Source organism: Inquilinus sp. CA228, assembly GCF_052078665.1.
Classification (GTDB): domain Bacteria; phylum Pseudomonadota; class Alphaproteobacteria; order DSM-16000; family Inquilinaceae; genus Inquilinus.
On record NZ_JBQJIK010000034.1, the window covers coordinates 55372 to 80172 of the forward strand.

A 24801-nucleotide genomic window follows, 5' to 3' on the forward strand; every position below is an offset into this window, starting at 1 on the left:
CATGGCCAAGGAAGCATCCGTAGCCCCCAAGGAACGGGTCAACATCCGCTACAAGCCGGCGACCGGCGATGCGCGCGAGGAGGTCGAGCTCCCGCACAAGCTGCTCGTCATCGGTGATTTCACCCAGCGCGCGGACGAGACGCCGCTGGGCGAGCGCAAGCGCGCCGACATCAACAAGGACAACTTCAACGATGTCATGCGCAGCCAGAACCTGACCCTCGACCTCAAGGTCAAGAACCGGCTGGACCCGGATGCCGACGCCGGCGATCTGGCGCTCAGCCTGCGCGTCGGCACGCTCAAGGACCTCGAGCCCGAGGCGGTCGCCGCACAGGTTCCGGAGATGCAGAAGCTGCTCGAACTGCGGACCGCCCTGGTCTCGCTGAAAGGGCCGCTCGGCAACCTTCCGAACTTCCGCAAGACCATCGAACGCATCCTCGCGGATGAGAGCCTGCGCCAGCAGGTGATGGCCGAAATCGAGGCCGCGCCCAAGGCGTGAGGCCGGCCGTTTTCAGAAAGGGATAAGACAATGTCCGATCCGACCCAGGGCGCTGCCGCCCCCGACGCGGGCGCCACACAGACCGTGACGGATTCGCTGCTCGACCAGGTGCTGGCCGAGACCAAGCTGACACCGTCGGACGAAGGCTACGAGGATGCCCGCCGCGGCGTCGCCGCCTTCCTGGCGGAGCTGGTCAAGCCGGCCAATGCGGGAGAGCGCATCCACACCGGCGCCGTCGACCGCCTGATCGTGGCGATCGACCAGACGATGAGCGCCCAGCTCAACGAGATCCTGCATCACGAGAGCTTCCAGACGCTGGAATCCGGCTGGCGAAGCCTGAAGTTCCTGGTCGACCGCACGGATTTCCGCCAGAACATCCGGATCGAGATGCTCAATGTCTCGAAGGGCGATCTGCTGGCCGATTTCGAGGATGCGCCGGAGGTCGTGAAGTCCGGCCTCTACAAGCACGTCTATGTCGACGAATTCGGCCAGTTCGGCGGCAAGCCCTTCGCGGCGGTGATCACCGACTATCAGTTCGGACCGGGCGCGCAGGACGTCAAGCTGATGCAGTTCGGCGCCGCGGTCGGCGCCATGGCGCACGCGCCGCTGATCGGCTCGGCCGCGCCGGAGTTCTTCGGCGTCGACAAGTTCGAGAGCCTGCCCAACCTGAAGGATCTCGAGGCGATCTTCGAGGGGCCGAAATACGCCAAGTGGCGGTCCTTCCGCGAGAGCGAGGACAGCCGGTCGGTCGGGCTCACCCTGCCGCGCTTCCTGCTGCGGCTGCCCTACGGCCAGTCGACGGTGCCGGTGAAGACCTTCAACTTCGAGGAGAGCCCCGGCGGCGAGACCGGCAACTACCTGTGGGGCAAGGCCGCCTTCGCCTTCGCGGCCAATCTCAACCACAGCTTCGCCGAATACCGCTGGACGCCGAACATCATCGGGCCGCAGAGCGGCGGCGCGGTCGAGGATCTGCCGACCTATAATTTCGAGGCGATGGGGCAGACCGAAACCAAGATCCCGACCGAGACGCTGATCTCCGATCGCCGCGAATACGAGCTCGCCGAGCAGGGCTTCATCGCCCTGACCATGCGCAAGGGCAGCGACAACGCGGCGTTCTTCTCGGCGAACTCGGCGCAGAAGCCGAAATTCTTCGGCAACAACCAGGAGGGGAAGCAGGCCGAGCTGAACTACAAGCTCGGGACGCAGCTGCCCTACATGTTCGTCATCAACCGCCTGGCGCATTACATCAAGGTGCTGCAGCGCGAGAACATCGGCAGCTGGAAGTCCGCCACCGATCTGCAGACCGAGCTCGGCAACTGGCTGCGCCAATATGTGTCGGACCAGGAGAATCCGTCGGCGGAGGTGCGGAGCCGGCGGCCGCTGCGCAAGGCCTCGATCACGGTCTCGGATGTCGAGGGCGAGCCCGGCTGGTACCGGGTCGCGATGCTGGTCCAGCCGCACTTCAAGTACATGGGGGCGGATTTCACCCTGTCCCTGACCGGCAAGCTGGACAAGTCCTGATGGGCACGGCCCTGACCGACCGAGCCCGTCGGTCGGGGTCCGCCCACGAGGTCGTGACCGCGTGGGTCGGAGCCGCCGGAGACCGGGCCAAGCCGGGCCCGGTTCGCCCTTCTCCGAGGCCCGTCTGGCGCCAGACGGGCGGCAGCCCTGGAGCGTCGATGTCGATACTGCCAAGTGAGGACTCGTTCGAGGCGGCAGCCCAGCTGTTCGCGCTGGTCAGCGACATGGCTGCCGAGCGCGACCGGATGCGGCTGGCCGCAAAGTGCCTGGAGGCGGCCTGCCGGATCTCCGGCGCGCGCGGCGGGGTCCTGTATGCGCTCGACCAGACCGGCCGCCAGCTGGTGCCGGTCGCGGCGCTGCCGCCCCAGCTGGCGCGGTCGCCGGACGGGATCTTGCCCCTGTACCGGAACGGCCAGCCGGACATGACCGATCCGCGCAGCTGGTGCGCCTTCACCGGGTCGGTGGCGGTGATCGACGATGTCGCTCGGGTGCACGGTTTCGATCGCCGCGCCATCGCCCACCGCGACGGCATCAGCCGGAACCCGACCGGATCGCTGCTGGCGTGTCCGCTGCGCGGCAACGACGATGTCACGGTCGGCGTGCTGGAGCTGATCAACCTCGCCGATGCCGGAGGCCCCGCCGCAAGCCGGGAGCGGCTGGACCGCCTGGTCCCGCTGATCCGCGCCTTCGCCTACCAGGCGGCGATCATCATCGCCAACACCGCGCTGCTCGACCAGAACCGGCGCCTGGTGAAGGAGCTCGACGCGATCAACGGCGATCTGCGGCGCGAGAACCAGCGCCTGAAGCACGAGCGGATCACGGTGGCGTCGCGCGCCTCCGGGCTGATCACCCGCAGCCCGGTGATGGAACGCGTGCTCGACATGGTGGCCAAGGTCGCCGAAAGCGATGTGCCGGTGCTGGTCCTGGGCGAGACCGGAACCGGCAAGGACGTGGTGGCGCGGCTGCTGCACAACGCGGGTCCGCGGCGCGAAGGGCCCTACATCGCGCAGAACTGCGCAGCGCTTCCGGCCGAGCTGCTCGAGAGTGAGCTGTTCGGCCACCGCAAGGGAGCCTTCACCGGCGCGGTCGCCGACAAGAAGGGGCTGTTCCAGGCCGCCGACGGCGGCACGCTGTTCCTGGACGAGATCGGCGACATGCCGATCGGGCTGCAGACCAAGCTGCTGCGCGTCCTGCAGGACGGCGAGGTCCGCGCGCTGGGCGCGACCGAGGGGCAGCGGGCCGACGCCCGCATCGTCGCCGCCACCAATGTCGATCTGCGCGCCCGGGTCGCCGAGGGGCGGTTCCGCGAGGACCTGTTCTATCGCATCTCGGTGTTCCCGATCGAGCTGCCGCCGCTGCGGCAGCGCGACGGCGACATCGCGGTGCTGGCCGAGCATTTCCTCGCCGAGATGCCGGAGGCCCAGTTGAAGGAGATCCGCAGCATCCGGCCGGAGGCCCTGGCCGCATTGGCGCGGCACCCGTTCCCGGGAAATGTGCGCGAGCTCAAGAACGTGATCGCGCGCGCCGTCATCCTGTGCCGGCCCGGGGCGGCGATCGGCATCGACGACCTGCCGCCGGCCCTGGTCGCGGGGGGCGGGCAGGATCAGGCGGCCGCCCTGCCGCCCGCGGCCGACGACGATCGCAGCGGGCTGCGCGACACCGTCCGGCGCTACGAGGCGGGGGCGATCGTCGAGGCGCTCAAGGCCAGCGGCGGCAACCGCACGCATGCGGCGGCGGCGCTCGGCCTGTCGCGGCGGGCGCTGCAGGAGAAGATCGCGCGCTACGGCCTCGGCCGCGGCGTCGCCGGCCGGCCGGCCGGGTAGCGCGCCCCGGCGCTATCGGCTGACCGTCCCGCGGCCGGTCGGGTACAGCGTGAGGATCCGGTCGACATAGGCGGTGGTCTCGGCGATGGCGGGCACGCAGCGGCAGCGGTCGACGCGGCTTTCCCCGGCATTGTAGGCGGCCAGGACCAGCGGCAGGTTGTGGTCATAGCCCTCGAGCAGGCGGGCCAGATGCGCGATCCCGCCGCGCAGATTCTGTTCGGCGTCGAACGGATCGGCGACGTCGAGGCTGTGCGCGGTGGCCGGCATCAGCTGCATCAGCCCCTGGGCGCCCGCGGTCGACACCGCGTCGATGCGATAGTTCGATTCGACCGTGATGACGGCCTTCACCAGGTCGGGATCGACCCCGTATTCGGCCGAGATCGCCTCGATCAGGCGGACCAGCGTCATCGTGGCGGCCACGGGGCCGGTCTCGGCCGGGGCGGCGACCATCAGGTCGCCCGGGCAGCGCGGCGGCCCGCCCGGCGGCGGCGGCAGGCCGTGCTCGCGGCGCTGCAGCCGGCGCAGCCAGGCGGCGGCGAGGCCGGGATCGTAATCGGGCCCGTCGTCGGTCAGCAGCCAGGCGGCGACATGCAGGACGGCGCCGCGGTTGCCGCCCAGTGCGGCCTGGCAGTACAGGACCATGGCGCGGGCCGGGTCCGCGGCGACGCCGATGCCGAGCTCGAGCCGGTTGGCGAACTCGACCGTCGCCGCGACATCGGTCGTTGCGACGCCGGCTGCCGCGACGCCGGCGGCCCGGACCGGCGGCGAAGCCGCGAGGAGGACGGCCGCCAGCACCACGGCCCATCGTCCTGCCCGTTCAGGTCGCCGGGTGCGGCTGCTATGGCTCGGCCGGGGGTTCATCGCAATGCGCCTTCAACTCCTCCACTGCCGGCCGGGGCTAGATCCCGGCCAGATCGGCTGCCACCTGGGGGTATTTCTGCTTCAGCCCGTCCAGGATCGTCGTCAGATGCCCGTCGAGCAAGTCGTAGATGACCTGCGGGTCGGTCTCGGTCTCGATCGCTTTCGCCAGCCCGGGCGGCAGCTTCGCCTTCGACAGCAGCTTCCGTATCTCGCCGACAGACTTGGCGGTCTCGGCCTGCTCCGCGGCCGCTCCGGCGGCCTCCTCGGCCTGGTAGGCCGCCAGCATGCGGTCCGGCAGCGGCGGCTGCGTCGCCGGGGCGTCCAGCGGCTCGGCCTCGCATTGCAGCACCAGCACCTCGTCCGGCATGAACTTCATGTGCAGCGGCGTCACGCCGCGCCAGACCAGCACGATCTGGTCGTCGTCCGGCACGGCGACGACGGTGTCGAGGTGCATCGGCACCTCCTCGGCCGCGACGCCGCCCGCGGCCGTCGCGCGCAGCAGCCCGGCGCGGATGCGCAGCCCGGGCAGCCCGGTCGTCAGGGTCGGGACGGTCGGATGCAGGTTGCGCAGCACCAGCGTCTCGTCGCCGCGCGGATAGTTGCCGGCCTGCTGGTCGTCGGGCGCCGCGTTGTGGTGGCTGGGGTCGTAGTCCCTGGGCGGCAGCGGCGCACGGAACACCGACCAGCGCCGGTCATGGGTGCCGCGCTTGCGCCGGCGCTCCTCGAAGCCCTGCGGCACGGGGGCGAAATTCGCCGGCCGCGGCCGGTCCCGCAGCGTCCGCAGCGGGTTTGCTGGGTCCTCGATCAGGGGCAGCGGCGTCACCGTGCGGCCGTCGGTCGCCGGCTGCCCGTCGATCCCCAGCCCCATCGGGTTGCGCCGGTCGTCCAGGCCGCCGAAGCTGTACTCCCAGCGCAGCGGCACCGACACCATCGGCTCCGGCGCCGTGACCGACACGGTCTCGTCCGCCTGCCGCACCGCATGGCGGGGGCCGAAGAAGGCCAGCTCCTTGTGCAGCGGGCCCAGGGTGAAGGACGCGCGCCCCTTGGGCGCGGCGACGCCGCCGGGCTGGTGGAACGAGCCGATGACGTAGACATCGGTGCGCGGCTTGAACGGCGCCAGGTCGCTGGCCCAGGCCAGGCTGCGGCCGATGTCGTCGAGATAGGGCGTGTCGCCCGAGATCTCGCGCTGCTTCGCGGCAGGCGTGCAGATTGCCCCGTTCTTGAGGTCGAAGGTCCCCTTCACGATCAAGGTCAGGGACTGCTGCGGCGGAATCACCTTCGACGGCAGGGGCAGGAATTCGAACGGCACGTCCTTGATGATGCGCATGTGTGTCTGACTCGTTTGTGATCTTGCGGAAGATTCGCTATAAATTTTTGACCATTATCGCATCAAGATTAACCTGTGTTCCGTTGAAGTTAAAGGAATCCGCGAAAATATTTATCCCAGACGCACCAATATCCATCGTTGCAGCCATCGCTCCTCTAATCGTCACTCCATCCTCGGTTATTTTGATTCTTGATGGGGCTATTGACGAGTTAAGTTTGGCAGAGATAGCCGCCGCTGCGCCGGCGGCAATCGCCATGGCCTGCATCACCGCTATGAGGGCAGAAGCTGTAATGATCTCATCCGTTACCCTGGCCATAGCGTCTCTCATCGAGTCAAGTCCGGTATCGCGGGACCCCTCTATTTCCGGATCAATGACACTCGCTGCGTCCAAGCCGTCCTGGACAAGAGCGCTGGCAATTCCACTAAAGGCCGCGAAGCCTCCGATTACTTTTGCATAAGTAGAAATGGCGGACGCCGGACTTACTGAGAGTGTAATGGATGTAGGGGCTACGACCGAGTACTCAGGTACAATCTTGGTCTCGCCAATTCCCTGGACGTCGATCGTATTGTTGATGATGTTGACGATCTGACCGCCGAACACATTCTGGGTGAAGCCGTAGTTGGACCACAGCAACGAGCCGGTGCCGGTGGACGCAGCGTTGCCAAGCCATTGCGTCATGCTGTTACCGGTAAGCAGATTCGTCGTGGACCCGAGCGTTGTGGTCAAGTTGGCGACACGCTGAAACGTCGTGGTTGCTCCTGCAGAACTCCCCTTCCATGTCGCGGATTGGAAATCACTGCCAGTCCCGACGACGGAAAGATTGTCGGAGGACCAGTCGGCGACGTACTTGGCGAACTGGGTTACGGTCGGGCCAGAAAGAGTGACGCTTTCCGTGCTGTAGATCAGCGCTCCCTTCTGTGTCTTCAGGGTCTTGTCGGTGCCGCCGTCCGTGGGGTCGATGAGATCAAGTTCGTAGGTGGAATCGGGATCTCCCAGGCGCAGATAGTCGCGGACCGTCGTGTCCGCCGCGGAATTCGGAACGTAAATGACATAGCCTGTGGTGTCGTTTTGCTTCACATCGGTGTCGTTGTCGGACATCGCATTTCACTCCAGCCCGGTTCGGTCAGTCCGTTGTCGCAATCGTCTCGGCCGCCTGCTCGACCGAGATCTCCCCCGCCCAGGCGCACATGCATTTGCTCTGCACCGTGGCCATGGGCAGCCCCGCATAGGACGTGATCACCGAGGGCGGCTCCCAGGGCGCGGGAATGACCGGAACGCACGGCATCGGCGTCAACGACCCCTGCGCCGCCGCGGTGGCGGAGGCGACCTGCGGATTGGCCAGGCTCTTGCACATGCCGAAGGGCAGGACGTTGTCGAACGGGATGATCTCCATGATCGTCGCCGCCGCCATCCCCGTGATCACCGGCTTGCCCGGCAGCTCCAGCGCCACGAACACCGACGGTGTCAGGCCGCAATTGCAGCTCAGCAGGCAGCCTGTCGTCAGAAACTCGGCCATCGCCGCATCCTCCGGTCCGGCCGGGCGCGAGGGATGGCCTCGCGCCCGGCAGAGCTGGTTCGGTCTCAGGACTTCGGCGCGCGCCAGTCGTCGGCGCCGGAGGTGCCGGCGACCTTGTGCGTCGCCTCGATCTTCCGATAGGTGAAGAAGATCTCCTCCATGTCGCGGTACGGGCCGTTGGCCGGATCCAGCGCCACCGGCGTGTATTGCCGCAGGTCCACCAGCAGCACGTCGGTGAACTGCAGCTGGTAGTAGTTCTCCTGCTTACCGGCGGTGGAGGTGCGGTAGTAGTTGGCGGTGAGCTGCAGGATCTCGCCCGAGGTGATCGACGCCAGCAGCAGCGGCGAGGACCGGTCGAAATACTTGATCAGGCTGGCCGGCTGGTGGACGCGCTGGCCGGTCGGGGCGCCGCTCTGCGGATCCCGCGGGATCGTCACATGGACGGTCAGCGCCTGGCAGAACAGCTCGTTCTCGTGCCCCTCCTGGTAGATGTTGCCGACGCTGTCGGCGGTGAAGGCGTTCTGGCTGATGTTGCCCTGGGTCGCGCCGGTGACCGAGACATAGACGGGTTGCGACATGATCTGCATTCCTTTCTGCACGTCGTTCTCTGGCCGCAGCGGGCGTTGTGCCTCGGTCCGGCCATTGGTGCCGGAATGGCTAGCAAGGGCCGTGCCAACACCGGATTCCCCGTATTCCTCAAGATCATGATCAATAAAATGTGCAGAAATCTGCGCAGTTAATGTGACGACAACCGCGCAGTTCAGTAAATATCGGTGTATTAATTATATGTTACTTGACTTTAATTTAAGAGGGAAGGATTTTGTCGAAAGATCGAAGCTGCGGATGGATGCTGTGTTCGAGAAACGGCTGCTGGAGCGGATCATGACCGAGGCGCGTCAGGATCAGATCAGCGTCGATCCTTCGGCGCTGCTGGACGACGTGCTGGGGCATCTGCGCGATCTGTTCAACGTGCGGCAGGGCAGTGTCCCGGCGCGCCCGGACTACGGCATGATGGACGTCAACGGCGTGGCCCATCGCTTCCCGGAGGCGATCTCCATCCTGCGCGCCGAGATCAAGCGCCAGATCGACACTTTCGAACCGCGGCTGAGCGACGTCACCGTGCGCCATGTCCCCCAGCCGGACCGCCCCCTCGGCCTGGTGTTCGCGGTGACGGCGACGCTGACCACGCCGGACCGGACGCAGCGCGTGACGGTCGAGACCACGGTGGGCGCCGACGGCATGGTCCGGGTGGCGCCATGACGCGCCCGTCCCCAATGCGCCCGGCGGCAGGAGCGGCACGGCGATGAGCATCCACCGCTACTACGAGGACGAGCTCGCCTATCTCCACGATCTCGGCGACGCCTTCGGCAAGGCCAACCCGGCGATCGCCGGCCTGCTCTCGCGGCGGGCCTCGGACCCGGATGTCGAGCGGCTGCTGGAAGGCTTCGCCTTCCTCACCGGCCGGCTGCGCCAGCGCCTGGACGAGGAATTGCCGGAGCTGTCGCACGGTCTGCTGGCGCTGCTGTGGCCGCATTTCCTGCGGCCGATTCCGGCCCTGTCGATCCTCGAATTCACGCCGCCCGCCTCCGGCGCGGTCATGCAGGTGCCGTCGGGCGCCCCGGTGGAATCGCGGCCGGTCGAGGGCACGGCGTGCCGCTTCCGCACCTGCTTCGGGCTCGACCTCCTGCCCTTCGCCATCGACCGCGCGACGCTGGAGGAGACGGCGGCCTCGGCCGTGCTGACGCTCACCGTGGCGCCCCGGGGCGGGGCCGCGCCGGCGCTGCTCGCCGGCCGGCGGCTCCGGGTGTTCCTGCATGGCGGGCGGTCGGCGAGCCTGGGCCAGCGGCTGCTGCGCACGATGCTGACCGACCTGACCGCGATCGAGGCCGGGCCCGAGCGGCAGCCGCTTCCCCTCTCCGGCCTCGGCCATGCCGGGCTGGGGGCGGAGGAGGGGGTGCTGCCATGGCCCGGCAACGCCTTTCCCGGCTATCGCATCCTGCAGGAGTACCTGGCCTTCCCGGAGCGGTTCCTGTTCGTGGACCTGCCGCCGATCCCGGCCGAGGCGCTGACCGGGGCCACGCTCGACCTCCGCTTCCTGATCGGGCGGAAGCCGGATCTGCCGGGCCGGATCGGGCCGGAGAACTTCCGGCTCAACTGCACGCCCGTGATCAACCTCTATGCCACCGAGGCGGTGCCGTTCGCCCCCGATCCCAGCCGGCTGGAGCATCGCCTGGTCCCGGAGTGGCCGGCAGGCCGGTTCGCCCGGGTCTACTCGGTCGACCGCGTCGAGGGCGCGGTCCAGGGCCGTGGCGACCGCGTCGTCTTTCCCGCCTTCGAATCCTTCGACCACGCGCTGCCGGGGCGGGTAACGCGGTTCTACCGGGCGCGCCGGCGCCCCGCCGTGATCGACCGCGGCACCGAGGTCTGGCTCGCCTTCGTCGACGGCATGGACCAGCCGGCGATGCCGGCGGCCGACACCATCTCGGTCACCGTCACCTGCACCGACGGGGATCTCGCCGAGCTGGTGCCGATCGGCGGGATCGACCAGGTGGCGGTGGGCAGCCCGGCCTCCGGCGGCTTCAGCAACATCACGCCGGTCAGGCCGGAGGCCGCGCCGCCGCTGCACGGCGACACGCTCTGGCGCCTCGTCTCCGGCCTGGCGCGCAGCCTGCGGCCGCTCGACGACATCGCGTCGCTGACGGCGCTGATCGCCGGATACGACTTCCGGGCGGTGCAGGACGAACAGGCGCGGCGGCGTCTCGAGCTGCTGCTCGGCGGCCTGAAGTCGCTGCAGGTCGAGCCGATGGAGGCGCTGGTCGGCGCGATCCCGGTGCGCGGCCGCCGGGTCACGCTGACGGTGGCGGAGAGCGGCCTCGGCGGGCCGGAAGGCGCGTTCCTGTTCGGCGCGGTGTTCGATGCCTTCATCGGCATCCTGGCCGAGCTCAACACCTGCTACCGGCTGGTCGTCCACGGCAGCGAGACCAACACCACCTTCCGCTGGCCGCTGCGGGCCGGCCGGGGGCCGGTGCTGTGAGCGAGGCGGGCACCATCGCGGCCGGCCTCGCGGCGCAGGCCCACACCATCGCCTTCCAGGAGGCGGTGCGCCTGCTGCAGCGGGCCGCCGGGTCCGGCCGTCCGATCGGCACCGTCGGGGACCCGGCGGACGAGCCGGTCCTGTTCCGGTCGGCACCCTCGCTGGGCTTCCCCGCCGCCGACATCGCCGCGATCAGGCCGGCGGACGGAAACGCCACCTGGCCGGCGGAGATGGAGGTCAATTTCCTCGGCCTGTACGGCCCGTCCTCGCCGCTGCCGGCGTTCTGGACCGAACGGATCGTCATGGATGCCGAGGGGGCGGAGAACCTCCGCGACGTCCTCGACCTGTTCGGCCATGGCCTGGTCGGGCTGTCCTATCGCATCTGGCGCCACCATCGCCTGCATCTCCGCTTCGACGGCCGCGCCGGCGATCCCGGGTCGCGGGCCGTGCTGGCCCTGGCCGGGGTGCTCGGGGGGCCGGACCGGCCGGATGACGCGCTGGACCTGCCGCGGCTGCTGCCGGTGTGCGGGCTGCTGGCGCAGCACAGCCGGTCGGCCGAGGTGGTGCGGCGGGTGGTGGCCGGCTATTTCGGCGTGCCCGTGGCGGTCGAGGAATGGCTGCCGCGCATGGCGCCGATCCCGGAGGATCAGCGCTTCGACCTGGGCGCGCCGGAGATCGCGCTCGGCACCGGCACCGTGCTCGGGGAAGCCGTGCCGGACATCGCCGGGGCGGTGTGCGTGGCGCTCGGCCCGCTGTCGGCGGAGCAGTTCGCCGCCTTCCTGCCCGACGGCGCCGACCGGCGCGCCCTGGTCGCCCTGCTGCATCTGGCCATCCGCGAGCCGCTGGAATGCCGGATCGACCTGATCCTGGCCGAAGACGAGCCCGGCGGGCTGGTGCTCGGGTCGGGGCGGCTCGGCTGGACCAGCTGGCAGGGCGGTGCCGGGACCGAGCGCCGCTGCCCGGCCGGCTTCGCCTGATGCGGGCGCAGGAGGGGCCACGATGATCAAGCTGGCGCTGAGCACGTCATGGGCCGAACGGGTCCAGCCGGTGCGGCTGACCATGACCGAGGCGATCTCCCGCTGCTACACGGCGACGCTGGACGTGCTGTCCGACGAGGACGATCTGGACCTCGCGGGCGCGCTGCGCCGCGTCGCGACGGTGACGGTGGAAGGCTTCGACGGCGATCGCACCATCACCGGAATCGTCTTCGAGATGTCGTTCATGGGCCGCCTGCCGGGCGACAGCTTCTGGTACCGGCTGGTGCTGGTGCCGAAGCTGCGGCTGCTGGAGCTGACGCTGCGCAGCCGGGTCTTCTGCACCGAACGGCCGGCCACGGTCGCCGCCATGTTCCAGCAGATTCTCGACAGCGCCGAAGGGGTCTCTTGGACCGGGCGCGGCCTGGTCGACAAGATGAGCCAGACGGCCTACCCGCAGCACGACATGATCGTCCAGTATGAGGAGACCGACCTGGCCTTCCTGTCGCGCCTGGCCGAGAATTCCGGGATCTTCTACGTCTTCACCGGCGACAAGACCGGCGAGCAGGTCGTCTTCGGCGACGACAACAACGCCTTTCCGTCCCTGTCGCTCGACGATGGCGACACCCTGTCCTACCGCCCGCGGGTGGCGATCAGCGATGGCGGATCGGCGATCCGGTCGGTGACGCTGCACACCAGGCTGAGGCCGGCCGACGCGATGCTGGACGAGCGCGACTATGCCCAGCCGCAGATGGCGCTCAGCGTGCGCTCCCGGCCGCAGCAGGACGGGCTGGGATCTCATGCCTGGCAGGAAGCGGACGGCTACCGCGATTCCGAATGGGGCAACGCCCTGGCGAACATCCGCGCCCAGGAGGCGGCGGTCGACCGCGTGGTGCTGGAAGGCGAGAGCGACTGTGCCGCCCTGGCCGCCGGCAGTGCCTTCCAGCTGCAGGGCCATTCCGCCGCGGTCGACGGCAAATATGTGGCGACATCGGTCGAACACCTGGCCTGGCAGTCCGCGCCCGGCATCGAGCACCTGCCCGGGCCGCCCCGCACCGGCACCGGCTACCTGAACAGCTTCATCGCGATCCCGGCCGGGACCCCTTATCGTCCGCACCGCATCACGCCGTGGCCGCGCCTGCCCGGCGTGATCCGGGCCACCATCGACGGCGCCGACACCGGCCGCGCGGATGTCGATCAGCTCGGCTGCTACCGCATCATCCTGCCCTTCGACCACCAGGCCCGGCCGCCGGGCAAGTCGTCCAGTCCGGTGCGGCTGATCTCGCCCTATGGCGGGCCGAAGGAAGGGCTGCACTTTCCGCTGCTGCCCGGCACGCAGGTCATGATCGCCTTTCACAACGGCGACCCGGACCGGCCGATGATCGTCGGCGCGCTGTACGACGCCGTGCAGACCAGCGTGGTCACCGACGCGAACCGCTACCGCAACGTCATCCGCACCTCCTCGGGCATCACCGTCACCATGAATGACGGGCCGCCGCCCCGCTGAAGGAGGAACGGACCCGCCCCCGCAATCGGACGAACGGTCTCTAAGGAAGAACAGCCATGGTGCCGATCGATCTCAAGCCCCTCGTCAGCCGCCTGGACGAACCCTGCCGCCGTGCCCTCGAGGCCGCCGCCGGCCTGACGCTGTCGCGCAGCCACTACAATGTCGAGATCGAGCACTGGCTGCTGAAGCTGGCCGACGGCCCGGACGCGGACGTCGCCGCCATCCTGCGGCGCCTGGGCGCCGATCCCGACCGGCTGCTGGTCGATCTCAACCGCGGGCTCGACAAGATGCGGACCGGCAATGCCCGGGCGCCGGGCCTGTCGCCGGAGATCGTCGATCTGGTCAAGCAGGCCTGGCTGTTCGCGTCGGTGGAGCAGGGGGAGGGGCGGGTCAGGCCGGGCCATCTGCTCTGGGCACTGCGCGCGGACGAGGCGCTGGCCCGCCGCGCCGGAGAGGCGTCCGCGGAACTCTCGAAGCTTTCACCCGATGCGCTGAAGCGCGACGTGGCGGCCACGGCGACCGGCGATGCCGGAGACGCCGCGGCGACGGCGGGGCATGCGCCCGGCGACGCGCCGGCACGCCCGGGCGGTTCGGCGGCGCTCGACCGTTTCACCATCGACCTGACGGCGCGGGCCAAGGCCGGCAAGATCGACCCGATCCTGGGCCGGGACACCGAGATCCGGCAGATGGTCGACATCCTGACCCGCCGGCGCCAGAACAACCCGATCCTGACCGGCGAGGCCGGGGTGGGCAAGACCGCGGTGGTCGAGGGCTTCGCCGCCCGGATCGCCGCGGGCGACGTGCCGCCGGCCTTGCGCGACGTCTCGGTCCTCACCCTCGACCTCGGGCTGCTGCAGGCCGGCGCCGGCGTGAAGGGCGAATTCGAGAACCGGCTGAAATCGGTGATCGAGGAGGTCAAGGCCAGCCCGAAGCCGATCATCCTGTTCATCGACGAGGCGCACACGCTGATCGGGGCCGGCGGGGCGGCCGGACAGGGCGATGCCGCCAATCTGCTGAAGCCGGCGCTGGCGCGCGGCGAGCTGCGGACGATCGCCGCCACCACCTGGGCCGAGTACAAGAAGTACTTCGAGAAGGATGCGGCGCTGACCCGGCGGTTCCAGGTGGTGAAGGTCGAGGAGCCGACCGAGCCGACGGCGATCGCCATGGTCCGCGGCCTGGTCTCGATCCTGGAGGCCCATCACAAGGTCCGGATCCTCGACGAGGCGGTGAGCGAGGCGGTCCGCCTCTCGGCCCGCTACATTCCCAGCCGTCAGCTGCCGGACAAGGCGGTGTCGCTGATCGACACCGCCTGCTCGCGGGTGGCGATGAGCCAGTCCTCGGTCCCGGCCGCGATCGAGGACCGCCGGCGGCGGATCGGGCTGATCGACACCGAGCTCGGCATCATCGGCCGCGAGACCGCGGCCGGCATCGACCATGCCGAGCGCAGCGCGGCGCTGGCCACGGAACGGACGCAGGCGGTGCTGGAGCTGGAGACGCTGGAGCAGCGCTGGCAGGAGGAGCGGGACCTGACGACCGCGATCGCCGCGGCGCGCACGGCGCTCGAGGACCAGGCGCAGGCCGAGGGCAATGAGGCCGCCCGCGCCGGCCTCGCCGAGCTGAACGCGAAGCTGCGCGCGGTGCAGGGCGAGCAGCCCCTGATCTTCCCGGTGGTCGATGGCCAGGCGGTGGCCGAGATCGTCGAGAGCTGGACCGGAATCCCGGCCGGCCGGATGCAGTCCGACGAGATCCGCACCGTCCTCCATCTCAAAGAGGCGATGGAGCAGCGGATCATCGGCCAGCCGCAGGCGCTGGAGGCGGTGGCCCAGGCGATCCGCACCGCCCGCGCCGGGCTGACCGACCCGCGCAAGCCGATCGGGGTGTTCCTGATGGTCGGCACCTCCGGCACCGGCAAGACCGAGACGGCGCTGGCCCTCGCGGACCAGCTCTATGGCGGCGAGCAGAACCTCACCACCATCAACATGTCGGAGTTCAAGGAGGAGCATAAGGTCAGCCTGCTGATGGGCAGCCCGCCCGGCTATGTCGGCTATGGCGAGGGCGGGATCCTGACCGAGGCGGTGCGCCGCCGGCCCTATTCCGTGATCCTGCTGGACGAGATGGAGAAGGCGCATGGCGGCGTGCAGGACGTCTTCTACCAGGTCTTCGACAAGGGGATGATGAAGGACGGCGAAGGGCGCGACATCGACTTCAAGAACACGGTCATCATCATGACCTCGAATGCCGGGACCGACCTGATCACCCGGCTGTGCGCCGATCCCGCGACCGCACCCGACGCCGCCGGGCTGGCGGAGGCGCTGCGGCCGGAGCTGATGCGGTATTTCAAGGCGGCCTTCCTCGGCCGGGTGACGCTGGTGCCGTATTTCCCGCTGTCGGAGGATGTGATCCGGCAGATCGTCAAGCTGCAGCTTGAGCGCATCCGCCAGCGCGTGCGCGGCGCCTATCGCGCCGGCTTCGACTATGACCCCGCGCTGATCGACACGATCGCGGCGCGCTCCGTCGAAAGCGCGTCCGGCGCCCGCAATGTGGAAAGTATCCTGTCCCGCACGCTGCTGCCGGAACTTTCGGCGGAAATTCTCGCGCGAATGGCCGAGGGCAAGCCCGTCGATGCGGTTTCGGTGACCCTGGACCCGTCCGGCGCGTTCCAGTACCGGCTGAGCTGAGGAATGACGTCGCATGCACCGGATGGTTGATCGACCCCAGGCCGGCACGTCCGTCGCCGAATTGATCCTCATCGTCGACGACGATCCGGCAATGGTCGCCAGGCTGCGCCGGATCGTCCTGGCCGCGGGCTATCCCGAAGCATCCTGCATCGGCGCGGCGTCGGTGGCCGGGGCAAGGGCAGTGCCGGGCACCGATCGGCTCGTCCTCGCGCTGATCGATCTCGGCCTGCCGGACGGCAGCGGCGTCGATCTGGTCGCCTGGCTGCGGTCCCGGCACGACGACCTGCCGATCCTCGTCGTCTCCGCCTGGAGCACGGAGGAGATGATCATGGGCGCCCTGAGGGTCGGCGCCAGCGGCTACATGCTGAAGGAGCGCGACGATCTCGAGCTCGGCCTGTCGCTGCGCAGCGTCCTGAACGGCGGGGCCCCGATCGACCCCTTCATCGCGCGGCGCATCCTGTGGCAGCTGGGACCGCCCGCGACCCCGCCGCCGGCGGTGGCGTCCGACGACGTGCGATTGAGCGCCCGCGAGGCCGACATCCTGACCTTCGTCAGCAGGGGCCTGACCAATCGCGAAATCGCGGAACTGCTGAAGATTTCCCGCTGGACGGTCGAGTGCCACATCAAGCGCATATACAGGAAGCTGGCGGTGCATTCGCGGACCGAGGCGGTGCACGAGGCGCGATCCTCCGGCTTGCTGCGCTGATTCTGGCGCTGCTGGCGGTCCCGGCCGAAGCCGTTGCCCAGGACCCGCCGGCGCCGCAGTTCGACCAGATCCAGGCGGTGCGTTCGGACTGGGCCGCCGAGACGCCGCCGGACACCGGCTGGATCGATGTCAAGCTGCCCGACGACTGGAGCCTGCGCTGGCCCGATTTCGACGGCGTCGTCTGGTATCGGCTGCGCTGGACGCAGCCGGTGTCGGCGCCGCAGGTCGGATTGCTCCTGAACTACTTCAACATGGCCGGCAGGGTCAGCCTCAACGGCACGATCCTCGCCGAGGATGACAGCCTGGTCGAGCCGTTGTCGCGGTCCTGGAACCGGCCGCGCCACTGGCTGCTCCCGGCGCCGCTGCTGCGCCCGGGCGAGAACACCCTCCTGGTGCGCGTCTCGGGCCTGGCGGCCTATCAGCCGGGGCTCGGGCCGGTCGAAATCGGCCCGGCGGCGGTCCTGCAGGACCGCTATGATCGGGAGGTCCTGCTGCGCCGCGACCTGCAGATCGTCAGCATCGCCGTGGCCGCCACCATGGCCGGCTTCTTCCTGACGCTCTGGGCGATGCGGCGCCGCGAAACCGCCTATGGCTGGTTCGCGGCACAGCTGCTGGCATGGATCGTCGTCGCGATGAATCAGGTCGTCACCAGCCCCTGGCCGTTCCGCAGCACCGATGCCCTCGAGGCCGTGGGCTCCTCGGCGATTCTGGTCTATGGCGCCTGCCATGCCATGTTCGTCCTGCGCTTCTGCGGACGTCGCGCGCCACGGCTCGAAACGGCCTACTGGGCCCTGGTGGCGATCTGCTCCGCCTGGGTCCTGCTCGCGCCGCACACATCGATGCGCAGCGTGCGGGACCTGCTGATGCTGCTCGCCCTGGTCCTCATCGCCGGCACCATCCTGCTGTTCGTCTTTTTTGCCTGGAAACATGGCCGCACCGACCAGAAGCTGCTCTCGCTCTGCGGCCTGATCAATCTCGTGGCCGGGGCGCATGACGCCCTGGTGTTCGTCCGCATCCTCGACAGCAACGCCTACTACGCCTCCTTCACCGCGCAGACCACGGCCGTCGGCGCCGCACTGGTCCTGGCCGGGAATCTCGTGCGCAGCCTGCGCCGCATCGAGGCCTTCAACACCGAACTGGCCCAGGCCGTGGAGGTCGGGCGGGCAGATCTGGCGGCATCGCTGCGGCGGGAGCACGAGCTCGAGATCCGGCACGCCCGGCTGGGCGAGCGGACCGGTCTCGCCCATGACCTGCATGACGGCCTGGGCGGGATGCTGATCAGCAACATCGCGACGCTGGAGCAGGGGCCGAGAACCCCGGCGTCGAGCACCATGCTCGACGCCCTCAAGGCCATGCGGGACGATCTGCGCCTGATCATCGACGGGGCCGCCGCCCAGCACGACGGCGAGCGATCGCTGGCCGACCTGATGGCGCCCTTGCGCCACCGCATGACCCGGCTGTTCGAGGCCCATGGCATCGCCGTCCGCTGGCGTGTCCGGGACATCGAGACTCTGTGCCTGACCGCGTCGCAAAGCCTCGACCTGCTGCGGATCCTGCAGGAAGCCTTGACCAACGCCTTCAAGCACAGCGGGGCCAGCCGGGTGGAGGTCGGCATCCGGAACGATGCCGGCGCAGTCTCGATCGAGGTCATGAACAACGGCATAGGCTTCGATGCGGCCGGTGACGAAAGCCGTCATGGCACCGGCCTGCGCAGCATGCGCGAGCGGGCCCGCCGGCTGAACGCGACGATCGCCGTCGTATCGGAGCCCGGAGCCTGCGGGGTGCGGCTGCTGGTCCCCGCGAGGCCCCCCGGACCCGGCCGGCCGGCGGCGCTGCCACGACCCGCCGGCGCCGGCAATCGCTAGTTCTGGGGATTGCCCGTCCCGGGCGGATCTGGCCCTTTTGCCGCCGCGCCGCTTCCTTCCAAGAACGGGCTGAGACGCCAGGCATACCCGATTGAGACGCTGAGACTAACTTGTTGCGGCTGCCGGCAGTATAGAAGTTGTCATCCGCCGATGGGTTCGGGCAGGAGCAACGATATAATAAATACGCGGCAATCTTTAGGATTTAACCAGTCTGCTCTGCATCAAGGTTCACACCGATGCTTGATATTGCTGATCCTGTCGCGACACGGCCCTTTCGGCTGGCGGGCGAGGATGCCTTGCCGGACTGCGACTTCTGGGCGTTGCGGGACTGGTGTTCGGGCCTGTGCGACCTGTCGCTGGTGGGCGACCTCGACCGGTTCCGGTTCAGCGGCCGGGGGCTGCATATGGGGCCGGCCGTGTTGGCCGAGTCCCGGTCGACCGCGGTGCTGCATGACCGCACGCCAGGCCATGTGTCGCGCGGCAACATCGATCACTTCCAGATCTCCGTCTATTCCCGTGGCGGCTGTCATGTCGAGCACCGCCGCGGCAGCGCGACGGCGGAGGCAGGCGATATCGCCATCCACGACATGACGCAACCCGGCCGGACCCGGGTGATCGACGCGGCGGATGGCGGGCCGTCGCACATGGTGATGCTGGTCGTGCCGCGGGCCTTGCTGGCCCCCCTGCTGCGCCATTCCGACGGGGCCCACGCCACGATCATCCGGGGCGGCACCGGATACGGCAGGCTCCTGATCGAGCAGTTCCGGTCGCTCCAGCACCAGGCCGGCCACCTGACCATGGCGGAGAGCGAGATTGCCGTGCGATCCATGGCCGCTCTGGTCGCGGGCGCGATCGGCCAGACTCCCGGCGCCAAGGAACCTCTGGCCCGCCTGACCCGGCACACGATGTCGCGGGCGATCAAGCGCCACATCGCCGATCATCTCGATTCATCCGACCTGTCCGCCGAGACCTTGTGCCGCAAATTCGGATTGTCGCGCGCGGCGCTATACCGGCTGTTCGAGCCGGATGGCGGCTTGGCGCATTTCGTCCAGCAGCACCGGCTGCATCGCGCCTTCGCCATGCTGACGGCGTCGGCCTATCGGCATTGGCGCATCGCCGACATCGGCGACCGGTGCGGCTACAGCAGCGACGCCACCTTCATCCGCGCCTTCCGCGAGCTGTTCCGAACCACGCCGGGCGAAGTCCGGGCCTTGGCCGAGCGTGGCGGCTGGCCTGTGCGCCGCGCCGGGGGTGTCGCACCGGACTATTCCTGGCGGGCGGTCATGCAATGGATGGAGGAGCTGGCCTATGGCGCCGGCGGCCCGTACGACATGCCGGTCCGCCGAGACACTTACCCGGCGCAGCGCGGACCCGCGATCGGACCTGCGCTGATCGGTCCAGGCGGGCCCTCGGGCAAGGAGCAGGTCGATGCTCGATAGCGCGGGCGTCACCGGGGACTTGCCCCACCTGGTCACGGCCGAGTTCGGTCGGTCGCGGGAAGGATTCCGGGCGCTCGGCGACTGGGCGTCGGAGCTGTGGGCCCCGTCGTTCGTCGGCGACTATTCGGACTTCCAGGTCACCCTGCAATGCCTGAACCTGGGGGCCGGCGTCCTGATCGAATGGCAGTCGGCCCCGATCCAGCTGTACCGCTCGCCGGCCCACATCGCCCGCGGCAACCTCGACTTCTACCGGATCGTGCTCAACCTCGCCGGCGACCACCACACCACATTCGGATCCCGGGAAAACGTCCCGTTGCTCGCGGGCGACATCGGCATCTTCGACGAGGGGGTCTCCGACCACACCAGCATGGGCGAAGCGGAACCGGGCGGGATGGTGCATTGCATCGTCCTGATGGTGCCGCGGGCGCGGATGGCGCCGCTGCTGCGCCGGCCGGATGCGGTCCACGCCTCGGTGATCCCCGGCGACACCCCCTTCGGCCGGTTCGCGTCGGCGCATTTCCTGTCCGTCTGGCGCCATGCGCCCCTGTTGGCGGCGGCCGAACGCGAGGCGGCGGTGCAGTCGCTCGTCACGCTGGTCGCAGGCGGTATCGGCCGTGCCGTCGACGCCGACGAGTCGACGGCACGTGCCACCCGGCAGGCCATGCTGACGGCGATCCACCACCACATCGGGACCCAGCTCGGCTCGTCCGATCTGACCGCGGACGCCCTGTGTCGCCAGTTCGGGCTGTCCCGGGCCACGCTGTTCCGCCTGTTCGAGCCGGAAGGCGGCCTGGCCCATCATATCCAGCAGCGCCGCCTGGACCGCGCCTTCGTCATGCTCAGCGCGCCCGCGTATCGGCACTGGCGGATCATCGACATCGCCCTCGAAGCCAATTTCAGCAGCGATGCCACCTTCATCCGCGCCTTCCGCCAGAGATTCAACCTCACGCCCGGAGACGTCCGGCGGATGTCGAAAGGCGACATCTGCCTCGGCAGCGGCAGCGGTGGCGCCCCGGCCTCGGGGCAGAGCATTCTGCCCTGGATCCGGCAACTGGCTGGCCAGGCCGCCCGCCCGGTCGCCGCGTCGAACGCCTGAGGGGCGGCCGCCGGCGCAGCCATTCCGGTCCGAACCGCACCCAAACCGTGTGACCTTGCGAATTGAGACGTCGGGCACGCTACTTTGCGACGTCCAGCAAAACCCGCCCTGCCAGTCGAAGGTAGAACAGTCTCATCGCTCTCGATCAGCGATGAAGGGCAATTCGCAGACGCATAACGGCGACGGGGTCATGCGGTGGACGAATTGAGCAAAGGACTCGACCCCACGACGCGGGCGTTTCTCGACTCGCTCAACACAAAAAAGGTACGCGGCATCCATGAGCTTCCGGTCGATCAGGGGCGGGGGGCTTTCGCCACCCTGCAGGCGGTAACGGTCGACCGGCCCGAAGCGGAGATCGACGATCTGGTCGTCCCGGGGAAGCCCCGCGGCGAGATCCCGATCCGGATCGTCCGTCCGCGCGGCAAGACCGGCCTCCTGCCGGCCATCGTCTATTCGCATGGCGGCGGCTGGGTCTTCGGCGATCGCGACATCTTCGATCGCCTGCTGCGCGACCTCGCCCACGGCGCACAGGCCGCCGTGGTCTTCGTCGACTACAGCCGATCTCCCGAGGCCAGATATCCGACCGCGATCGAGGAAATCTACACGGTCGCAAACTACCTCTCGAAGCGCGGCAAGGTGCTGGGCATCGATCCGTCCCGCCTGGTCGCCGCGGGCGACAGCGTCGGCGGCAACATGGCGGCCGTGCTCACGATCCTGGCGAAGCAACGCGGCGGGCCGCGGATCGGGCTGCAGGTGCTGTTCTATCCGGTGACCGATGCCGACTTCGAGCGCGAATCCTATCGCAGCTTCGGCACCGGCCATTTCCTGACGCGGGACGCGATGCAGTGGTTCTGGAACCAGTACCTGCCGAACGAGGTCGTGCGGAAGGATCCGACCGCGTCGCCCCTGCGGGCGACGCTGGACCAGTTGAGCGGGCTGCCGCCCGCCGTCATCATCACCGGTGAATTCGACATCCTCCGTGACGAGGGCGAAGCCTATGCCCATCGGCTGATCGAGGCCGGGGTGCCGGTGACGGCCGTGCGGGTCCACGGCACCATCCACGATTTCGTCCTGCTCAACGCGATCGCCGGCACCCCTCCGGCGCGCGGGGCCATCGCCATGGCCTGCGATCACTGCCGCCGTTTTTTCGATGGCCGGGATACGGCAAGGCGCCGCCCGGCCAATGGGGCCGGGTGAACGTCAGGCGTCGGCCGGGCATCAAGAATCAGGCGGAGGGAAGCGATGGTCGGGAACTGGGCCTTCATGCTTGCTGCGATCAGCCTTGCGGCCGTTTCCGGCGCATCCGCTGACGAACTGGGGCCGGTAGGGCCCGCGTCCCCCCCCATCGAATGCCGGGCGGACATCCATTGGGATCAGAATGCGAAAGCCTGGCCGGGCTATCGGGTGACCGACCCCGACGGCCGGCATTGCGTCCCCTTCACCGCGACGCAGGTGTTTCCGCCGGAAGGCTATCGCGGCGACTACTACGCCGACGAATTCACCGACGCCAAGCTCAGGGCTACCTGGGCGGCCTGTGCGGCCGAGGGTGAAGGCTGCAGCGGGGCGCCGTTCGCCTATGCGAGCAGCCTGGGCGGCCGCAACGAGTTCCGCGCCACCGGTACCGTCGATCCCGCGGGCAAGGTCGATGCCAATGGCACGGTCGATCTCGCGGAGATTCGTCGCCCGGCCTATTTTGCCGCCGGGCCCTATGCGGAACCGATCGCCGAGGCTGACCCGCGCACCTTCGTCGTCGAGGTGCAGGTCCCGGCCGAGACCAACGAAACCAGATATCTCGGCGTGGCCGAAGGCACCACCTGGGGTCAGCGTGGCTGGTTCATCCGGGGCGCCGGCGTCGATGACGGCAAGGGCCGCAAGCTGAACGCCCTGGTCATCCTGTCGGGCGGGCGGACCATCGAAACCACGGCGATCCAGAATCCGGGCGACCCGCTCTACACCTACAACCTGGCGACGGCCACCTACGACGCCGTCCCGTACCCGAACGCCACCACGGAGAAGTGGGGCGTGCGGCAATGGCGCGAATACATCTACAAGCTGAACCTGGCCGGCTTCGACGTGCTGACCCTCGACAAGCGGGGTCATGGCATCTCGGGCGGCCTGCAAGGCAGCAACACCCTGCAGCAGGCGCGGGACCTGTACCGGGCCCTCGACGCGTTCGAGACCGGGCGGGGCCTGCGGATCATGGGTGCGGATGGCAGGTTGCTTGCAGGCGATGCCGCCGCCGGCATCCTGCTGCGCGGGGTCAGCGCCAGAAGGATCCCTGTCATCATCGGCGGCGCGTCGCAAGGCTCTATGGTCACCAGCCATGCCATGCACATGAATTTCGTGGCCGATTGCGATTTCGACGCATCGGCGCCCGCCTGCGGAAGACCGCTCGGCTACAATGTGAAGGGTGCCATCGTGCTGGCCGAGTTCGCCTCGGGAATCGGCTATCGGCCCCAACCCGGGCCGCTTGGCGAGGGTGCGCTTCGGACCCGTTTCAACGTTGCGTTCATTCCGAGCGGCGAGGTGCTGAGCGGGATATCGAAGTGGCCGGCGGTCTTCTTCGGCCGCGGTTTGTGGGACTCTAATGCTCCGCTCGAGGGCACGCTCGACACCTATCGCCGGGTCAGAGGCCCGCGCGAAGTGGCGGTGGTGCGCGGCCCGCATTCGGAGAATGAGTCCGGCGCGGACAACGTGGCGCACCTGCAGGACCGCGTCGTGGTGTTCGCGACATCGGTCATTCGCGGCGAGCGCGACGTGCCGGGCGCGGCCAGGGTCTCCGATCTCAAGAGCTTGGTCGCTTCGTCGCCCGCTTTCTGGGAGCCGTCGATGGATCCGGGCAAAGCGCAACCATGACCGACACCGCCTGGATCTACACTCTCTTTCCGGTCGTGGCCGCCATCATCGGCGCGGCGGTCGCGGTGAATTTCCGACCCGGGCCGAACCTGGTGAGCGCGATCCAGCATTTCGCGGCCGGCGTGGTCTTTGCGGCGGCGGCCGGCGAAATCCTGCCCGATGTCATGCAGCGCGGCTCGCCTTGGGCAACGGCCGTCGGCGGCGCGATCGGCGTCGCCGTCATGCTGTCGGTGAAGCAGCTGGAGCGCTGGGCCACGGGGCCGGCCGGCCTGCTGGCGGCGGTCGCCATCGACATGCTGATCGACGGGCTGGTCCTCGGGATCGGCTTTGCCGCAGGGCCCAAGGTCGGTCTGCTGCTGACGATCGCCCTGACGCTCGAGGTGCTGTTCCTCGGGCTGACCGTGGCGAATGAATTGGGCGAAACCGTCCGCTCCCGCACCAGGATCGTCGGGATCACGGCGGCGCTCGTGCTTCTGCTCCCGATCGGCGCCCTCCTGGGCAATCCGGTCGCTGCGCTGCCCGACCCGGTGGTCACCGGTTTCTTTGCCTTCGGGCTGGTCGCGCTGCTCTATCTCGTCACCGAGGAGCTGCTGATCGAAGCGCACGAAACGCCCGACCGTCCCTGGGTGACGGCGATGTTCTTTGCGGGCTTTCTGGCGCTGCTGCTGCTGGGCGAGGCGATCGGCTGACATCCGGCGGCGAGCCTCTACGGCCACTTGCTGCCGCTTCAGGCGTAGAAGCTGCGGGTTTTGGCGTCCCCGGAGAGATTCGAACTCCCGACCCGCTGCTTAGGACGCAGCCGCTCTATCCTGCTGAGCTACGGGGACCCGGGCGCCCTTATAGCAAGCCGGCGGGGACGATGACACCCCCGCCGTGACATCACGCGAACGCCGGAAGCGAAGAGGCCACCCGGCGAGGGTGGCCTCTGTATCGTCCGGAGGTCGGACTGTGCGCCTCAATCCTCGACGAAGCTGCGCTGGAAAGCGTGGACCAGCGGGTCGACCGCGTATTGCAGGGCGGTGCGGGTGCCGGTCTGGATCGAGGCCTCGGCCGGCATGCCGGCGGACAGGTTGACCTGCGGCGCCACCTGCTTCAGCAGGG

Annotated in this window: 20 protein-coding genes and 1 tRNA gene; 15 read left to right on the top strand and 6 right to left on the bottom strand. The window is 68.8% G+C overall.

All coding sequences use genetic code 11. The features are described 5' to 3' along the window. The first annotated feature begins 1 nt into the window (after position 1). The 3 genes from tssB to ACTOWL_RS18265 all read left to right on the top strand — a co-directional run bounded on the left by tssB (position 2) and on the right by ACTOWL_RS18265 (position 3840). Positions 2-496: a type VI secretion system contractile sheath small subunit gene (gene tssB, locus ACTOWL_RS18255; RefSeq protein ID WP_441322688.1), complete on the top strand. Its 495-nt coding sequence runs from the start codon at positions 2-4 to the stop codon at positions 494-496. Between the two features lie 30 nt (positions 497-526). After that, positions 527-2017, top strand: a complete 1491-nt coding sequence (gene tssC / locus ACTOWL_RS18260) for a type VI secretion system contractile sheath large subunit (RefSeq protein WP_441322689.1) — start codon at positions 527-529, stop codon at positions 2015-2017. A gap of 158 nt (positions 2018-2175) precedes the next feature. After that, complete coding sequence (locus tag ACTOWL_RS18265; RefSeq protein WP_441322690.1) at positions 2176-3840, top strand: sigma-54-dependent Fis family transcriptional regulator; 1665 nt, start codon at positions 2176-2178, stop codon at positions 3838-3840. Positions 3841-3852: 12 nt separating this feature from the next. Here ACTOWL_RS18265 and ACTOWL_RS18270 read toward each other — a convergent pair whose 3' ends face one another. From ACTOWL_RS18270 to ACTOWL_RS18290, 5 genes are all read right to left on the bottom strand, one after another. After that, complete coding sequence (locus tag ACTOWL_RS18270) at positions 3853-4638, bottom strand: lytic transglycosylase domain-containing protein (RefSeq protein WP_441322691.1); 786 nt, start codon at positions 4636-4638, stop codon at positions 3853-3855. Between the two features lie 100 nt (positions 4639-4738). Beyond that, a complete protein-coding gene (locus tag ACTOWL_RS18275) occupies positions 4739-6028 on the bottom strand; it encodes a DUF2169 family type VI secretion system accessory protein (RefSeq protein WP_441322692.1) in 1290 nt (429 codons plus the stop codon). Between the two features lie 37 nt (positions 6029-6065). After that, complete coding sequence (locus ACTOWL_RS18280; RefSeq protein WP_441322693.1) at positions 6066-7127, bottom strand: hypothetical protein; 1062 nt, start codon at positions 7125-7127, stop codon at positions 6066-6068. 25 nt (positions 7128-7152) lie between these two features. Next, on the bottom strand, positions 7153-7545 hold the full coding sequence (locus ACTOWL_RS18285; protein ID WP_441322694.1) for a DUF4280 domain-containing protein: 393 nt from the start codon (positions 7543-7545) through the stop codon (positions 7153-7155). 65 nt (positions 7546-7610) lie between these two features. After that, positions 7611-8123 carry an Hcp family type VI secretion system effector gene (locus ACTOWL_RS18290; RefSeq protein ID WP_441322695.1) on the bottom strand — a complete coding sequence of 171 codons (513 nt, stop codon included), beginning with the start codon at positions 8121-8123 and terminating at the stop codon, positions 7611-7613. A gap of 265 nt (positions 8124-8388) precedes the next feature. Here ACTOWL_RS18290 and tssE point away from each other — a divergent pair, with 265 nt between their 5' ends. The 12 genes from tssE to ACTOWL_RS18350 all read left to right on the top strand — a co-directional run bounded on the left by tssE (position 8389) and on the right by ACTOWL_RS18350 (position 24389). Then, a complete protein-coding gene (gene tssE, locus ACTOWL_RS18295) occupies positions 8389-8805 on the top strand; it encodes a type VI secretion system baseplate subunit TssE (protein WP_441322696.1) in 417 nt (138 codons plus the stop codon). 43 nt (positions 8806-8848) lie between these two features. Further along, positions 8849-10579 (top strand): type VI secretion system baseplate subunit TssF, encoded by a 1731-nt coding sequence (tssF, locus tag ACTOWL_RS18300; protein WP_441322697.1) that lies wholly within the window; start codon positions 8849-8851, stop codon positions 10577-10579. Next, positions 10576-11556 (top strand): type VI secretion system baseplate subunit TssG, encoded by a 981-nt coding sequence (tssG, locus tag ACTOWL_RS18305; RefSeq protein ID WP_441322698.1) that lies wholly within the window; start codon positions 10576-10578, stop codon positions 11554-11556. The genes tssF and tssG overlap by 4 nt, the downstream gene beginning before the upstream one ends. A gap of 22 nt (positions 11557-11578) precedes the next feature. Continuing rightward, entirely contained in the window at positions 11579-13060 is a 1482-nt protein-coding gene (locus ACTOWL_RS18310) for a type VI secretion system Vgr family protein (protein WP_441322699.1), read from the top strand. 56 nt (positions 13061-13116) lie between these two features. Further along, positions 13117-15738, top strand: coding sequence for a type VI secretion system ATPase TssH (gene tssH / locus ACTOWL_RS18315; RefSeq protein WP_441322700.1), 2622 nt, complete (start codon positions 13117-13119; stop codon positions 15736-15738). A gap of 22 nt (positions 15739-15760) precedes the next feature. Next, positions 15761-16444: a LuxR C-terminal-related transcriptional regulator gene (locus tag ACTOWL_RS18320; protein WP_441322701.1), complete on the top strand. Its 684-nt coding sequence runs from the start codon at positions 15761-15763 to the stop codon at positions 16442-16444. A gap of 77 nt (positions 16445-16521) precedes the next feature. After that, positions 16522-18309: an ATP-binding protein gene (locus tag ACTOWL_RS18325; protein ID WP_441322702.1), complete on the top strand. Its 1788-nt coding sequence runs from the start codon at positions 16522-16524 to the stop codon at positions 18307-18309. 296 nt (positions 18310-18605) lie between these two features. Then, positions 18606-19748 (top strand): helix-turn-helix domain-containing protein, encoded by a 1143-nt coding sequence (locus ACTOWL_RS18330; protein WP_441322703.1) that lies wholly within the window; start codon positions 18606-18608, stop codon positions 19746-19748. Next, a complete protein-coding gene (locus ACTOWL_RS18335) occupies positions 19738-20844 on the top strand; it encodes a helix-turn-helix domain-containing protein (RefSeq protein ID WP_441322704.1) in 1107 nt (368 codons plus the stop codon). Before ACTOWL_RS18330 ends, ACTOWL_RS18335 begins: the two co-directional genes overlap by 11 nt. Positions 20845-21048: 204 nt before the next feature. Further along, complete coding sequence (locus ACTOWL_RS18340; RefSeq protein ID WP_441322705.1) at positions 21049-22041, top strand: alpha/beta hydrolase; 993 nt, start codon at positions 21049-21051, stop codon at positions 22039-22041. A 45-nt stretch (positions 22042-22086) separates the two neighbouring features. Then, on the top strand, positions 22087-23700 hold the full coding sequence (locus tag ACTOWL_RS18345) for a hypothetical protein (protein WP_441322706.1): 1614 nt from the start codon (positions 22087-22089) through the stop codon (positions 23698-23700). Continuing rightward, entirely contained in the window at positions 23697-24389 is a 693-nt protein-coding gene (locus tag ACTOWL_RS18350) for a ZIP family metal transporter (protein WP_441322707.1), read from the top strand. The genes ACTOWL_RS18345 and ACTOWL_RS18350 overlap by 4 nt, the downstream gene beginning before the upstream one ends. A gap of 61 nt (positions 24390-24450) precedes the next feature. Here the strand turns inward: ACTOWL_RS18350 and ACTOWL_RS18355 are convergent. Next, positions 24451-24527: transfer RNA gene (locus ACTOWL_RS18355), tRNA-Arg, on the bottom strand. Positions 24528-24801 lie beyond the last annotated feature (274 nt).